Genomic DNA, 13,911 nt, shown 5'->3' on the forward strand with positions numbered 1-13,911 from the left:
AAAGGACATGCATAACGAACCCTTACGCCCCGACCCCGATCGCCTGCTGGAGCAGACCGCTGCCCCGCACCGCGGAAAACTGAAAATTTTCTTCGGCGCGTGTGCAGGCGTCGGTAAAACCTGGGCCATGCTGGCAGAGGCCCAGCGGCTGCGGGCGCAGGGGTTAGATGTGCTGATTGGCGTGGTGGAAACCCACGGACGCAAAGAGACCGCCGCGCTGCTGGACGGTCTCAGCATCCTGCCGCTAAAGCGACAGGCGCGCCATGGTCGTCATATCAGCGAGTTCGATCTCGACGCGGCGCTGGCCCGCCGTCCGGCGCTCATTTTGATGGATGAACTGGCGCACAGTAATGCGCCTGGCTCACGCCACCCTAAGCGTTGGCAAGATATTGAAGAACTGCTCGAAGCCGGTATTGACGTTTTTACTACCGTCAACGTGCAGCATCTGGAAAGCCTCAATGATGTGGTCAGCGGCGTCACAGGCATTCAGGTTCGCGAAACCGTCCCCGATCCTTTTTTCGATGCCGCCGACGATGTGGTGCTGGTCGATCTTCCCCCCGACGATTTGCGCCAACGCCTGAACGAAGGCAAGGTCTATATCGCCGGTCAGGCGGAAAGAGCCATCGAGCATTTCTTTCGCAAAGGGAACTTGATCGCGCTACGTGAGCTGGCCCTGCGCCGCACGGCCGATCGGGTTGACGATCAGATGCGTGCCTGGCGAGGGCGTCCGGGGGAAGAAAAAGTCTGGCATACCCGTGACGCCATTTTACTGTGCATTGGACACAATACCGGCAGCGAAAAGCTGGTGCGTGCTGCCGCGCGTCTGGCAGCGCGCCTCGGCAGCGTCTGGCATGCAGTGTATGTCGAAACGCCAGCGCTGCACCGACTGCCCGAAAAACAGCGCCGGGCAATCCTAAGCGCTCTGCGGTTAGCCCAGGAGCTGGGTGCAGAAACCGCCACCCTTTCCGATCCCGCTGAAGACAAGGCTGTAATCCGCTACGCCCGTGAGCATAATCTGGGAAAAATTGTCCTAGGACGTCCGACTACGCGACGCTGGTGGCGCAGTGATTCTTTTGCTGACAAACTGGCCCATCGCGCACCGGATCTCGACCTGATGATTGTTGCGCTCGATGAGCCACCTTCGCGCCCTGTGCTACCAACTGCAGATAACCGCACCTTTAAGGATAAATGGCGGGTACAAATTCAGGGTTGTGTGGTTGCCGTCGCGCTGTGCGCCATCATTACGTTGATTGCCATGCAGTGGTTGATGGCCTTTGACGCCGCCAACCTGGTGATGATCTATTTATTGGGCGTGGTGGTTATCGCCCTCTTTTATGGACGCTGGCCGTCGGTGCTGGCAACTTTTATTAACGTCGCCAGCTTCGATCTCTTCTTTATTGCTCCGCGTGGCACGCTGGCCGTTTCCGATGTCCAGTACCTGCTCACCTTCACCGTGATGCTAACGGTAGGACTGGTAATCGGTAATCTTACCGCCGGAGTGCGTTATCAGGCGCGGGTAGCCCGTTATCGTGAACAACGTACGCGCCATTTGTATGAGATGTCGAAAGCGCTGGCCGTCGGACGGAGTCAGAAAGATATCGCCGCCACCAGCGAACAGTTTATTGCCTCAACGTTCCAGGCCCGCAGCCAGGTTTTACTGCCCGGTGAGAACGGTAAGCTGGCCCCTCTCACCCATCAACAGGGCATGACGCCGTGGGATGATGCCATTGCCCAATGGAGCTTTGATAAAGGGCAACCGGCTGGCGCAGGTACTGACACGTTGCCAGGTGTGCCGTATCAAATATTACCGTTAAAAAGTGCCGACAAAACGCATGGGCTGCTGGTTGTGGAACCGGGAAATTTACGCCAGCTGATGATCCCCGAACAGCAACGCCTGCTGGAAACTTTCACTTTACTGGTCGCCAGTGCGCTGGAGCGTCTGACGCTAACCGCCAGCGAAGAGCAGGCCCGGTTTGCCAGCGAGCGTGAAAGCATTCGCAACGCGCTGCTCGCCGCCCTTTCCCACGATTTACGTACACCGCTAACGGTGCTGTTCGGTCAGGCAGAGATTTTAACGCTGGATCTGGCCAGCGAAGGATCGCCGCATGCGCGCCAGGCCAGCGAGATTCGCCAGCACGTCCTGAATACGACCCGACTGGTTAATAACCTGCTGGATATGGCGCGAATTCAGTCTGGCGGCTTTAATCTTAAGAAGGAGTGGTTAACACTGGAAGAGGTGGTCGGCAGCGCCCTGCAGATGCTGGAGCCAGGACTCTCTGCTCCTATTAATTTGTCGCTACCAGCACCGTTAACGCTGATCCACGTCGATGGCCCACTCTTTGAACGGGTGCTGATTAATCTGCTGGAAAACGCCGTTAAATACGCAGGTCCAGCGGCGCAAATCGGTATTGATGCCAGCGTCGATGGCGAACACCTGCAACTAGACGTCTGGGATAATGGCCCCGGCATTCCATCGGGTATGGAGCAGCGAGTTTTTGACAAGTTTTCCCGGGGAAACAAAGAGTCATCGGTACCAGGCGTTGGGCTGGGGCTGGCAATCTGTCAGGCCATTGTGGACGTGCACGGCGGTACGATTTCCGTCCACAATCGCGCACAGGGAGGAGCATGTTTCCGTGTTACACTGCCCCAGGAAATCCCCCCTGAACTTGAAGATTTTCATGAGGATATGTGACGAACGTACTGATTGTTGAAGATGAACAGGCTATCCGTCGCTTTCTGCGCACCGCGCTGGAAGCCGATGGTCTGCGTGTATATGAAGCGGAAACGCTGCAACGTGGTCTGCTGGAAGCCGCCACGCGAAAACCCGATCTCATCATTCTCGATCTCGGTCTGCCGGACGGTGACGGCATTGATTTTATTCGTGACCTGCGACAATGGAGCGCGATACCGGTAATTGTGCTCTCAGCCCGCAGCGAAGAAAGCGATAAAATCGCTGCCCTGGATGCCGGTGCCGATGACTATCTCAGTAAACCCTTTGGTATTGGCGAGCTACAGGCGCGATTACGCGTGGCATTGCGCCGCCACGCCAGCGGCGCGTCTCCCGAGCCGGTGGTGCATTTTTCCAACGTAAAAGTAGATATCGCCGCCCGGCTCGTACATCGTGGTGATGAAGAGATTCATCTGACGCCGATTGAATTTCGCCTGTTAGCGGTACTGCTGAATAATGCCGGAAAGGTACTAACGCAACGCCAGCTGTTAAATCAGGTTTGGGGACCGAATGCCGTCGAACACAGTCACTATCTGCGAATTTACATGGGACACCTGCGCCAGAAGCTGGAACAGGACCCGGCGCGTCCGCGTCATTTTCTGACCGAAACCGGGATTGGTTATCGGTTTATGCCGTGAATCTAAGCCGAATAAAAAAAGCCGGATCAGCGCAAAGCTATCCGGCTTATTAATTCATGCCAGATAGCGACGCTAGCGTCTTATCCGGCCTACGGTTTACGCGTTCTTCAGCACTTCGCTGACGATCTCAACCGCTTCTTTTTCGATCTGCTTGCGGTGTTCTTCACCGAGGAAGCTCTCGCAGTAGATTTTATAAGCGTCTTCGGTGCCGGACGGACGAGCGGCAAACCAGCCGTTGTCAGTCATCACTTTCAGACCGCCGATAGAAGCACCGTTGCCCGGTGCCGCCGTCAGACGAGCGGTGATCGGGTCGCCCGCCAGCGTGCTGGCACTCACCATTTCCGGAGACAGCTTAGACAGCGCCGCTTTCTGTGCGGAGGTCGCACTTGCCTGCAGGCGGTTGTAGCTCGGCGCACCAAAGCGGGCAGCCAGTTCGTTGTAGTGCTCCTGCGGATTCTTACCGGTCACTGCGGTAATTTCTGCCGCCAACAGGCACATGATGATGCCGTCTTTGTCGGTCGACCACGGTGTACCGTCGAAACGCAGGAAAGATGCCCCCGCACTCTCTTCACCACCAAAGCCAAAGCTGCCGTCGAACAGACCGTCAACAAACCATTTAAAGCCAACCGGCACTTCGACCAGTTTACGCCCTAAATCATTCACCACGCGGTCAATCATTGCCGAGGACACCAGCGTCTTACCAACGGCAACATCTTTGCCCCACTGCGGACGATGCTGGAACAGGTAGTTGATCGCCACCGCCAGATAGTGGTTCGGATTCATCAGCCCTGCCGGGGTGACGATACCGTGACGGTCGTAGTCTGGGTCGTTGGCAAAGGCCAGATCGAACTTGTCGCGCAGCGCCAGCAGGCCCGCCATCGCGCACTCGGAGGAGCAGTCCATGCGGATTGCGCCATCTTTGTCGAGATGCATGAAACGGAAAGTCTGATCAACGTGATCGTTAACGATAGTCAGGTTCAGGTTGTAGTGCTTAGCAATACGCTTCCAGTATTCGATACCGGAACCGCCCAGCGGATCGACACCCAGTGTCAGACCCGCTTTTTGGATCGCTGCCATGTCGACGATGTCAGCCAGTCCTTCAACAAACGGCTGAACCAGATCCTGCTCTGTTACATGACCAGATGCCAGCGCAGCATCCAGCGACATGCGCTTCACGCCTTGCAGACCGTCAGCCAGCAGCGCGTTGGCTCTGTCTTCCACCACTTTGGTGACGTTGGTATCTGCCGGACCACCGTTTGGCGGGTTATATTTAATGCCGCCATCTTCCGGCGGGTTGTGGGACGGCGTGATCACAATGCCGTCAGCCAGCGGGCCGCCTTTTTTGTTGTGGACCAGGATAGCATTCGACACAGCAGGGGTTGGCGTAAAGCCGTTATTTTCCTGCACGATGACGTCAACGCCGTTCGCCGCCAGCACTTCCAGTACAGAGATAAAAGCCGGTTCAGACAGCGCGTGGGTATCCTTGCCCACATAGCACGGGCCAGTAATCCCGTTTTTCGCACGTTCTTCAGCAATCGCCTGAGCGATAGCCAGAATATGCGGCTCGTTAAAACTATGACGACCTGCACTGCCACGATGTCCGGACGTACCGAACTTAACGGCGTGCTCAGCGTTCCCTGCTGTTGGTTTCAGTACATAGTACTGTGCCGTCAGTTGGGCGACGTTAATCAAATCACTCTGTTGCGCAGGTTGACCTGCACGGTTGTGGATTGCCATTGCCTGGTCCTTCTAATGCAAGGATTAAATTGTTCCGCAAACCTTTTCAATCAATTCCGCAGGGAATTGCATTGACTGCATGATGTGTTCAACCATGCTGCATTTACGGCCGGTATTGGTGTTGGTGATCACCCAGTACGGCGTGCCTGGCACGTGTTTCGGTTTGGTTTGATTACCATTTTTCAGCAGCGTCTGTTCATCCGCTGCAAAATAAACGCGCGTACGGCCATGCAACGATTCCGTTGCTTCGGCGAACGCGTTTTGATCCAGTGAATAGAGTGTAGACAGCACCAGCATAAAGCGATTTACTGCTTTCTTCTGTTCCGCGTATTCGTCGGACAGCAGCAGTTCACGCATCGCGCGCACTTTATCTTTTACGGGGTTAACCGGCTTAGCTTCCACGACAGGTTGCACAGCGCGGACTTCTTTGACTACCGGAGTGACAGGCTGTGATGCGGCGGAAAATTTCAACATACGCCGTAAAATGTCGGATGCGCTCTCGCCAATATGCTTGGTGTGGCTGGCAATATAGCTATAGAGTTCATCATCAACTTCAATCGTTTTCATCTTAATCCAGTGCAGTGTTTAGCTGAATACAAGTTGTCGGGGTAAACACACGTAGTGTAAAGGCAAATCCCAACAGCGGATAGCGTCAAGCCTGGTGGCCAGCAAAACTCAGAGTAACCGTAGTTGTTGCAGCCATGTGGCAGAATGGTCAACATGATACCCTAACCCGTGAGTGTGAAAAAAAGAACTTTGCCATGAAATTGAATATCCGAGCGCAATCTGCGCAAAACCTGCACAATAATTCTCCCATCGTCCTGGTTCACGGCCTGTTTGGCAGTCTTGATAACCTGGGGATCCTGGCGCGCGATCTGGTGGTCGATCACGATATCATCCAGGTTGATATGCGAAATCATGGCCTCTCCCCTCGCTCCCCTGAGATGAATTATCCGGCCATGGCGCAAGATTTGCTGGATACGCTGGACGCTCAGCAAATAGAAAAGGCGACCTTTATTGGTCACTCGATGGGGGGGAAAGCCGTCATGGCGTTAACCGCACTGGCTCCTGATCGTATCGATCGACTGGTGGCCATTGATATTGCTCCGGTCGACTATCATGTTCGCCGTCACGATGCGATCTTTACCGCTATTAATGCCGTAACCGATGCCCAGGCCACTTCGCGTCAGCAGGCGGCCAGCGTCATGCGTCAACATCTGCATGAGGAAGGCGTAATCCAGTTTCTGCTGAAATCGTTCGTCGACGGCGAATGGCGTTTTAACGTTCCCGTGCTGTGGGATCAGTATCCTCATATCGTCGGTTGGGAAACCATTCCTGCGTGGGAGCACCCGGCGCTGTTTATCCCTGGCGGCAACTCACCGTATGTTACCGAAGCGTATCGCGAACAACTGCTGGCGCAATTCCCACAGGCTCGGGCGCATGTTATTGCAGGAGCCGGTCATTGGGTGCATGCGGAAAAACCGGAGGCGGTGCTGCGCGCCATCCGTCGTTATCTGAACGAACAGGCTAACTGATTAAAAACTCAGCGTCTGCGCGCGATTACGCGCGTGGGCGTTGGCGTGTCACCCCTGCTGATGTATTATGGCGCGCTATCCATCCGGGCAGACGCCTGGCTGATTGTTTCCCCGAAGTCACCAAGATCATGGCCAAAGAACAAACGGACCGTACGACATTAGATCTGTTCGCGCAGGAGCGTCGCCCGGGACGACCCAAAACTAATCCGCTCTCGCGTGATGAACAGTTACGTATTAATAAACGTAATCAGCTTAAGCGTGACAAAGTTCGCGGGCTTAAGCGTGTCGAACTGAAACTGAACGCTGATGCCGTTGACGCTCTGAACGAGCTGGCCGAGGCGCGCAACATGAGTCGCAGTGAACTCATCGAAGAGATGCTGATGACCCAACTCAGCACATTGCGCGGTCAGGCATAGTCTGAATTTCTGCTCTAAATCATAAATCGTGTAGCACAGAGTGCAGTCCTGCGTGTTTGCTGTTTCCGCATGCCTGACTGTTCTGCTATGATTGCCCTTATCCGTGGGCAATGCGCCACCACCATTTCAATAAGTTTCAAGAGGTTATTTAACTCATGGCAATCACTGGCATCTTTTTCGGCAGCGACACCGGTAATACCGAAAACATCGCAAAAATGATTCAAAAACAGCTTGGTAAAGACGTTGCCGATGTTCATGACATTGCAAAAAGCAGCAAAGAAGACCTCGAAGGTTATGACATTCTGCTGCTAGGCATCCCAACCTGGTACTACGGTGAAGCGCAGTGTGACTGGGACGACTTCTTCCCTACCCTCGAAGACATTGATTTTAATGGCAAACTGGTTGCATTGTTCGGCTGCGGCGACCAGGAAGATTACGCAGAATATTTCTGCGATGCGTTAGGGACCATTCGCGACATCATCGAACCGCGCGGCGCAACCATCGTTGGTCACTGGCCGACGGCGGGTTATCACTTTGAAGCGTCTAAAGGCCTGGCTGACGACGACCACTTTGTCGGTCTGGCTATCGATGAAGATCGCCAGCCAGAACTGACAGCAGAACGCGTAGAAAAATGGGTTAAGCAGATCTCTGAAGAGCTGCACCTCGACGAAATCATTAATGCCTGATTTCGTGCGGCGTAGATTTCCATCTGCGCCGCATCAATAGATAAAACCAATCAAAATAATTGCTACAAATTTGTAACTTTTTCGTCTGACCCTGTACAATGGCTGGATGCCAATCGGGTGTTGCACAGTGTGTTTGTCGGCGATACCACGTTTTGATTAACAATATATGCCAGAGACTTGCAGTTTTCATTTAGCCATGGCAGTTCTATAATGATACGCATTATCTCAAGTGCAATTTCTGTCACTTCTGTTAATGAAGTGAATCGTTTAGCTACAGGACAGATTCCGCATGACTGACAACAATACCGCATTAAAGAAGGCTGGCCTGAAAGTAACGCTTCCTCGTTTAAAAATTCTGGAAGTTCTTCAGGAACCGGATAACCATCACGTCAGTGCGGAAGATTTATACAAACGCCTGATCGATATGGGTGAAGAAATTGGTCTGGCGACCGTGTATCGTGTGCTGAACCAGTTTGATGATGCCGGTATCGTGACCCGCCATAATTTTGAAGGTGGTAAATCCGTCTTCGAGCTGACTCAACAGCATCATCACGATCACCTCATCTGTCTCGACTGCGGTAAAGTAGTCGAGTTCAGCGATGATTCCATCGAAGCGCGCCAGCGTGAGATCGCGGCTAAACATGGTATTCGTTTAACCAACCATAGTCTCTATCTCTACGGCCACTGCGCTGAAGGCGATTGCCGCGAAGATGAGCATGCCCACGACGGCAAATAATGTAATGCTTTTTGAAAAGCCAACCTTCCGGTTGGCTTTTTTTATGGGCATTACCTGCCCTTTTCCCCTTCCCTCCGCTCCTGTGTTGCTTTAATGTAAAAATCAATTGCCCCTTCCGGAGAGTCGAAATGGAACTTCGCCAGCTACGCTATTTTGTGCGCATTGTAGAAACCGGCAGCATGGGTAGCGCGGCACTCGATCTCAATATCGGGGTTTCGGCACTCAGCCAGCAAATGTCGCGTCTGGAAAGCGAACTCGCTATTCGCCTGCTGCAGCGCACCTCGCGCGGTGTGACGCCCACCAGCGCCGGGCTGGCTTTTTACTCCCAGGCGCAGCTGGCGCTTCGTCACGCAGACGACGCGATCCTCGCCGCACGCGAGTCCCGGCTTTCCGGGCACGTCAGCGTCGGCATGGCTCCCAGTACCGCTTCCGTTCTCGGAATGCCGTTTATCAACGCCATGCGGGAAAGCTACAGTGATGTCCGTCTGCATGTGGTGGAAAGCCTCTCTGGCAATCTGGAGCGGATGATTAATACCCGCCAGATTGATCTGGCTGTCGTGTTTCAGAAAGAAAAGATCCTGCGCTGGAGCGCCATACCGATTCTCGAAGAGCGGCTGTTTTTGATTGGGACTCATGCCTTACTGGCTGATATTGCCGATGACAATATTGCTCCAGCCCAGCTGGCAAGTATCCCATTGATAATGCCAAGCCCGGGCCACGGTCTGCGCGGCAGGCTGGAAGCGATTTGTCAGGAACACGCTCTGAACATTGAGATCGCCACGGAAATTGATGGTCTGGCGCTACTCATGCGCGCCGTGCGCAGTGGCATTGGTGCCACTCTCCAGCCCGGCGCGGCAATTTCCCATCTCGATAAAGAGACGCTAAGAGTGATCGGCGTCCACAATCCAATACTTAGCCGCCCCAACTTTCTGGTGAGTCTCTCAGACGATGAACTCACCCCGGCAGGCCTCGCGGCCCGCGTGGTGCTGACGAAAGTGATGCATCAACTGGTGGAAGCAGGAAGCTGGCCTGGCGCCATCCTTTACAATAACTAAAGTACCGTTTAGCACCACGTCATAGCGCCCGCACAAGCCGTGCGTATACATTTCAATTACAAATTTAACAAATGGTTAAATGGTAATGGAGTATACGATGGTTGATGTTCTGGTGATTGGTGGTGGCAATGCCGCGTTATGCGCTGCCTTGTCTGCCCGCGAGCAAGGAGCTTCGGTACTCCTGCTCGAAGCGGCTCCCCGTGAATGGCGCGGAGGAAACTCCCAACACACACGTAATTTACGTTGTATGCATGACGCGCCGCAGGATGTGCTGGTGGAAAGCTATCCGGAAGAGGAGTTCTGGCAGGATCTGTGGCGCGTCACGGAAGGGAATACCAACGAAGCGCTGGCGCGTCTGGTGATCCGTACCTCTTCACAATGCCGTGACTGGATGCGTCAGCACGGCGTTAACTTTCAACCTCCTCTCTCCGGCGCTTTGCACGTGGCGCGAACCAACGCCTTTTTTATGGGCGGTGGAAAGGCCCTGGTGAATGCCTATTATCGCAGCGCAGAAAAGCTGGGCGTTCAAATTCGCTATAACACCCCCGTTCAGGCGCTTGAACTGCGTAATGGCGAGTTCGTGGCGGCGTTGGCAGGCGAAGAGCGCATCACCGCTAAGTCCTGCGTGCTTGCCGCTGGCGGATTCGAATCTAACCGGGAGTGGTTGCGCGAAGCCTGGGGGGAAAATGCCCGCGGCGAGTGGCCTGCGGATAACTTTCTGATTCGCGGCACGCGTTTTAATCAGGGCGTACTGCTCAAATTTATGATGGATGCTGGCGCAGACATTATCGGCGATCCCTCCCAGTCACACTGTGTGGCTATTGATGCCAGAGCACCATTATATGATGGCGGAATTTGCACCCGCGTGGACTGCGTCTCGCTGGGCATAATGGTAAACCGTGACGCAGATCGTTTTTATGATGAAGGCGAAGATTTCTGGCCCAAACGCTACGCCATCTGGGGACGTCTGGTCGCTCAACAGCCAGGACAGATTGGCTACTCCATCATCGACAGTAAAGCTATCGGACACTTCATGCCTCCGGTCTTTCCTGGCGCGCAGGCCAATACGTTGGCAGAACTGGCCTTTCAGTTAGGACTGGATGCCGAACGCTTTACCCACACCGTGACAGAGTACAACAACGCCTGCCAGCCAGGTCAGTTCGACCATACCGTTCTGGATAACTGCGCCACTAAAGATTTGCTACCCGCGAAAACGCATTGGGCGCGACCGCTGGATCAACCGCCTTACTACGGCTATGCCCTGCGGCCAGGGATCACCTTCACTTATCTTGGGTTAAAAGTGAACGAACGCGCCGCTGTGCAATTTGCCGGGCTTCCAAGCCGCAACCTGTTCGTCGCCGGAGAGATGATGGCGGGCAACGTGCTGGGCAAGGGTTACACCGCAGGCGTGGGGATGTCGATCGGCACCACCTTTGGCCGCATTGCCGGAAAAGAAGCCGCGCTGGCCGCACGTAAGGAGACACGTCATGAAGCAGCTTGAGAAACTGATCATCGAAGCACAAATTATCACCGAACCGGAAGCGGAAGTTGAACGTGTAATGCAGGTGTGCAATGCCTGTCGCTATTGTGAAGGCTTTTGCGCCGTGTTCCCGGCCATGACGCAGCGTCTGGAATTCGGTAAAGCGGATATCAATTATCTGGCAAACTTGTGCCATAACTGCGGCGCTTGCCTGCACGCGTGTCAGTATGCCCCGCCTCATGAATTTGCCATCAACGTGCCGAAAGCGATGGCGGAAGTCCGGCTCGAAACCTATCAGCATTACGCGCAACCCGCCGCCTTTGGCACGCTTTATCGTCGCGCAGGCGTAACCGTGACGCTGGCGCTGGTTTTCGGTCTGATCCTGTTTTTACTCCTCGCTATAGGTTTGAAAGGTTCATTATTCCATCCTCCACTGGCCGGGGATTTCTATCAAATTTTCCCGCATAACCTGCTGGCCTGGATGTTTGGTTCGGTGTTTATTCTGGCGATCGGTTTGCTGATGGCGGGCGTGATCCGCTTCTGGCGCGAGATCTCTCCGGGTATGCCGCGTTCCGCCGAGATTGCTGAAGCCTCACACGATGCGCTGACGCTGAAATATCTCGATGGTGGCCACGGCAAAGGTTGTAACGAAGCGGATGATGCCTTCACCCTGATGCGCCGCCGTTTCCACCACTTTACCTTCTACGGTTTTATGCTCTGCTTTGCCGCCACCGTGGTGGCAACAGGCTATCACTACTTTGCAGGCATAGAAGCGCCCTACCCGTTCTTCAGCGTTCCGGTCATGCTGGGTACATTGGGCGGCATTGGTCTGGTTATCGGCCCGGCTGGCCTGCTATGGCTGAATCTTAAGCGCTCACCGCTACATGGCGACGCACGGCAAAAACCGATGGATCGCGGTTTTATTTTGCTGCTGCTGCTGACCAGTCTGACTGGTCTGGCGCTGCTGGCGGGAAGGGACACTTCATGGATGGCTATTTTACTGGCCATTCATCTCGGTGTGGTCATGGCGCTTTTTCTGACCATTCCTTACGGAAAATTTGCCCACGGATTTTACCGCTGCGCAGCCTTACTCAAGTGGGCGATTGAGAAACGGCGCGGCAAACAGGCGGGAGTCTCAGGCGACTAACCCGCAAACTCTTACCTCTATAAATATTATGATAAGACAGTGGAGCAAACCCAATGACACAACAACCATCGCGCACCGGAACTTTCGGCGCAATACTGCGGGTAACCAGCGGTAATTTTCTCGAACAGTTCGACTTTTTTCTGTTCGGGTTTTACGCCACCTATATTGCAAAGACGTTCTTCCCCGCTGAGAGTGAGTTTGCCGGGCTCATGTTGACCTTTGCGGTTTTCGGTTCGGGTTTTTTAATGCGGCCCGTTGGCGCAATCGTGCTGGGTGCTTATATCGACAGAATTGGTCGCCGCAAAGGACTGATGGTGACGCTGGCGATCATGGGCTGCGGGACCCTGCTGATTGCCCTGGTTCCCGGTTATCAAAGTATTGGCCTGCTGGCTCCTGTGCTGGTATTAGTCGGTCGATTATTGCAGGGATTCTCTGCGGGCGTGGAACTGGGAGGCGTTTCGGTTTATCTTTCTGAAATCGCCACGCCTGGCAATAAAGGTTTCTACACCAGCTGGCAGTCCGCCAGCCAACAGGTTGCCATTGTGGTGGCAGCGCTGATTGGCTACGGCCTGAATGCCACGCTGGGGCACGATGAAATCTCTGAATGGGGCTGGCGCATTCCGTTCTTTATTGGTTGTATGATTATTCCGTTGATCTTCGTCCTGCGCCGCTCGCTTCAGGAAACGGACGCATTTTTACAACGTACGCACCGTCCCGACACCAGGGAGATTTTCACCACTATCCTCAAAAACTGGCGTCTTATCTCAGCAGGTACGCTGCTGGTAGCGATGACCACAACGACGTTTTACTTCATAACCGTCTATACCCCGACCTACGGCAGGGCTGTACTCCACCTGAGCGCGCGCGATAGCCTGATAGTCACCATGCTGGTCGGTATTTCTAACTTTATCTGGCTGCCGATTGGCGGGGCGATTTCTGACCGAATTGGTCGTCGTCCGGTATTGATGGGGATTACCGTACTCGCACTACTCACCACCTGGCCGGTAATGCACTGGCTCACCGCCGCACCAGATTTTACGCGTATGACGCTGGTCCTGCTTTGGTTCTCGTTCTTTTTTGGCATGTACAACGGGGCAATGGTCGCCGCACTCACCGAGGTGATGCCTGTCTATGTCCGTACGGTGGGTTTTTCACTGGCCTTCAGTCTGGCTACGGCGATTTTTGGCGGTCTGACACCCGTCATATCCACGGCGCTGGTCCAGCTAACCGGAGATAAAAGCTCGCCGGGATGGTGGCTGATGTGCGCGGCACTTTGCGGACTCGCCGCCACGGCAATGCTGTTTGTCCGCCTGAGTCGTCATTATCAACCGGCCGAACAGAAACTCTGACATGCAAACGGGCGGAGAATTCTCCGCCCGTTGTATTTTCATTTTTCGATTTACTGTGCAGTATTCTTACTGCGTATTTCCTGCCAGACCTTGTCACAATCAGCATTAACGGACTGACCGTTACCCGTGTGCGTGGCCTGGATACACTGCTGATAATCCAGCACGCGTACGCTTTCTTCATTGGCAAACTGTTGGTGCTGTTTTTCTTTCTTCAGCACATTCAACACGCTTTGGCAGGCTTCAATTTTCTCCGGCGATCCCTGCGCGGTATTAATACACGCGCTGTAGGCTTCTTTCAGACGGCTGTCCTCTTTCGGCGCAGGAGATTGCGCACACGCCACCAGCCCTGATGCCATAACGGCGATGAGTATCAGTTTTTTCATAGCACTTTCCTCAACGATGCG

14 protein-coding genes are annotated in these 13,911 nt (G+C 54.2%); 11 read left to right on the plus strand and 3 right to left on the minus strand.

Annotation, left to right across the window (positions count from 1 at the left end; all coding sequences use genetic code 11):
* Nucleotides 1-7: 7 nt before the first annotated feature.
* Both kdpD and kdpE read left to right on the plus strand, forming a co-directional pair.
* A complete protein-coding gene (kdpD, locus tag JQN59_RS16140; protein WP_149608216.1) occupies nt 8-2,692 on the plus strand; it encodes a two-component system sensor histidine kinase KdpD in 2,685 nt (894 codons plus the stop codon).
* Nucleotides 2,689-3,366: a two-component system response regulator KdpE gene (gene kdpE, locus JQN59_RS16145; RefSeq protein ID WP_048226088.1), complete on the plus strand. Its 678-nt coding sequence runs from the start codon at nt 2,689-2,691 to the stop codon at nt 3,364-3,366. Before kdpD ends, kdpE begins: the two co-directional genes overlap by 4 nt.
* A gap of 96 nt (nt 3,367-3,462) precedes the next feature.
* On the opposite strand, the gene pgm is transcribed toward kdpE, so the two are convergent.
* Entirely contained in the window at nt 3,463-5,103 is a 1,641-nt protein-coding gene (gene pgm / locus JQN59_RS16150) for a phosphoglucomutase (alpha-D-glucose-1,6-bisphosphate-dependent) (protein ID WP_008784117.1), read from the minus strand.
* Between the two features lie 24 nt (nt 5,104-5,127).
* Nucleotides 5,128-5,670, minus strand: coding sequence for a replication initiation negative regulator SeqA (gene seqA, locus JQN59_RS16155; protein ID WP_048214679.1), 543 nt, complete (start codon nt 5,668-5,670; stop codon nt 5,128-5,130).
* 194 nt (nt 5,671-5,864) lie between these two features.
* Here seqA and ybfF point away from each other — a divergent pair, with 194 nt between their 5' ends.
* The 9 genes from ybfF (at nt 5,865) to JQN59_RS16200 (ending at nt 13,507) form a co-directional block, all read left to right on the plus strand.
* Entirely contained in the window at nt 5,865-6,638 is a 774-nt protein-coding gene (gene ybfF, locus JQN59_RS16160) for an esterase (RefSeq protein ID WP_048236466.1), read from the plus strand.
* A 128-nt stretch (nt 6,639-6,766) separates the two neighbouring features.
* Nucleotides 6,767-7,054, plus strand: coding sequence for a LexA regulated protein (gene ybfE, locus JQN59_RS16165; RefSeq protein WP_003831362.1), 288 nt, complete (start codon nt 6,767-6,769; stop codon nt 7,052-7,054).
* 155 nt (nt 7,055-7,209) lie between these two features.
* A complete protein-coding gene (gene fldA, locus JQN59_RS16170) occupies nt 7,210-7,740 on the plus strand; it encodes a flavodoxin FldA (protein WP_003022839.1) in 531 nt (176 codons plus the stop codon).
* 210 nt (nt 7,741-7,950) lie between these two features.
* The gene (locus JQN59_RS16175) at nt 7,951-8,037 is read left to right on the plus strand and encodes a ryhB-regulated fur leader peptide (RefSeq protein WP_100247215.1); all 87 of its coding nucleotides are present in this window, start codon (nt 7,951-7,953) and stop codon (nt 8,035-8,037) included.
* Complete coding sequence (gene fur, locus JQN59_RS16180; protein ID WP_003022836.1) at nt 8,030-8,476, plus strand: ferric iron uptake transcriptional regulator; 447 nt, start codon at nt 8,030-8,032, stop codon at nt 8,474-8,476. Before JQN59_RS16175 ends, fur begins: the two co-directional genes overlap by 8 nt.
* A 128-nt stretch (nt 8,477-8,604) precedes the next feature.
* Nucleotides 8,605-9,531, plus strand: coding sequence for a tricarballylate utilization LysR family transcriptional regulator TcuR (tcuR, locus tag JQN59_RS16185; RefSeq protein WP_048226092.1), 927 nt, complete (start codon nt 8,605-8,607; stop codon nt 9,529-9,531).
* Nucleotides 9,532-9,628: 97 nt separating this feature from the next.
* Nucleotides 9,629-11,032, plus strand: coding sequence for an FAD-dependent tricarballylate dehydrogenase TcuA (gene tcuA, locus JQN59_RS16190; protein WP_149608217.1), 1,404 nt, complete (start codon nt 9,629-9,631; stop codon nt 11,030-11,032).
* Nucleotides 11,019-12,158: a tricarballylate utilization 4Fe-4S protein TcuB gene (gene tcuB, locus JQN59_RS16195; RefSeq protein WP_149608218.1), complete on the plus strand. Its 1,140-nt coding sequence runs from the start codon at nt 11,019-11,021 to the stop codon at nt 12,156-12,158. Before tcuA ends, tcuB begins: the two co-directional genes overlap by 14 nt.
* A 53-nt stretch (nt 12,159-12,211) precedes the next feature.
* Entirely contained in the window at nt 12,212-13,507 is a 1,296-nt protein-coding gene (locus tag JQN59_RS16200; protein ID WP_149608219.1) for an MFS transporter, read from the plus strand.
* Nucleotides 13,508-13,557: 50 nt separating this feature from the next.
* On the opposite strand, the gene chiQ is transcribed toward JQN59_RS16200, so the two are convergent.
* Nucleotides 13,558-13,890: a ChiQ/YbfN family lipoprotein gene (chiQ, locus tag JQN59_RS16205; protein ID WP_032942698.1), complete on the minus strand. Its 333-nt coding sequence runs from the start codon at nt 13,888-13,890 to the stop codon at nt 13,558-13,560.
* Nucleotides 13,891-13,911 lie beyond the last annotated feature (21 nt).

The organism is Citrobacter sp. B72 (assembly GCF_016894305.1).
GTDB classification, from domain to species: Bacteria; Pseudomonadota; Gammaproteobacteria; order Enterobacterales; family Enterobacteriaceae; genus Citrobacter; species Citrobacter portucalensis.

Coding starts and splice junctions, on each gene's coding strand:
- seqA (WP_048214679.1), bottom strand. CDS start 5,670: ATGAAAACGATTGAAGTTGATGATGAACTCTATAGCTATATTGCCAGC.
- JQN59_RS16200 (WP_149608219.1), top strand. CDS start 12,212: ATGACACAACAACCATCGCGCACCGGAACTTTCGGCGCAATACTGCGG.
- fldA (WP_003022839.1), top strand. CDS start 7,210: ATGGCAATCACTGGCATCTTTTTCGGCAGCGACACCGGTAATACCGAA.
- kdpD (WP_149608216.1), top strand. CDS start 8: ATGCATAACGAACCCTTACGCCCCGACCCCGATCGCCTGCTGGAGCAG.
- pgm (WP_008784117.1), bottom strand. CDS start 5,103: ATGGCAATCCACAACCGTGCAGGTCAACCTGCGCAACAGAGTGATTTG.
- chiQ (WP_032942698.1), bottom strand. CDS start 13,890: ATGAAAAAACTGATACTCATCGCCGTTATGGCATCAGGGCTGGTGGCG.
- ybfF (WP_048236466.1), top strand. CDS start 5,865: ATGAAATTGAATATCCGAGCGCAATCTGCGCAAAACCTGCACAATAAT.
- tcuA (WP_149608217.1), top strand. CDS start 9,629: ATGGTTGATGTTCTGGTGATTGGTGGTGGCAATGCCGCGTTATGCGCT.
- tcuR (WP_048226092.1), top strand. CDS start 8,605: ATGGAACTTCGCCAGCTACGCTATTTTGTGCGCATTGTAGAAACCGGC.
- fur (WP_003022836.1), top strand. CDS start 8,030: ATGACTGACAACAATACCGCATTAAAGAAGGCTGGCCTGAAAGTAACG.
- ybfE (WP_003831362.1), top strand. CDS start 6,767: ATGGCCAAAGAACAAACGGACCGTACGACATTAGATCTGTTCGCGCAG.
- tcuB (WP_149608218.1), top strand. CDS start 11,019: ATGAAGCAGCTTGAGAAACTGATCATCGAAGCACAAATTATCACCGAA.
- JQN59_RS16175 (WP_100247215.1), top strand. CDS start 7,951: ATGATACGCATTATCTCAAGTGCAATTTCTGTCACTTCTGTTAATGAA.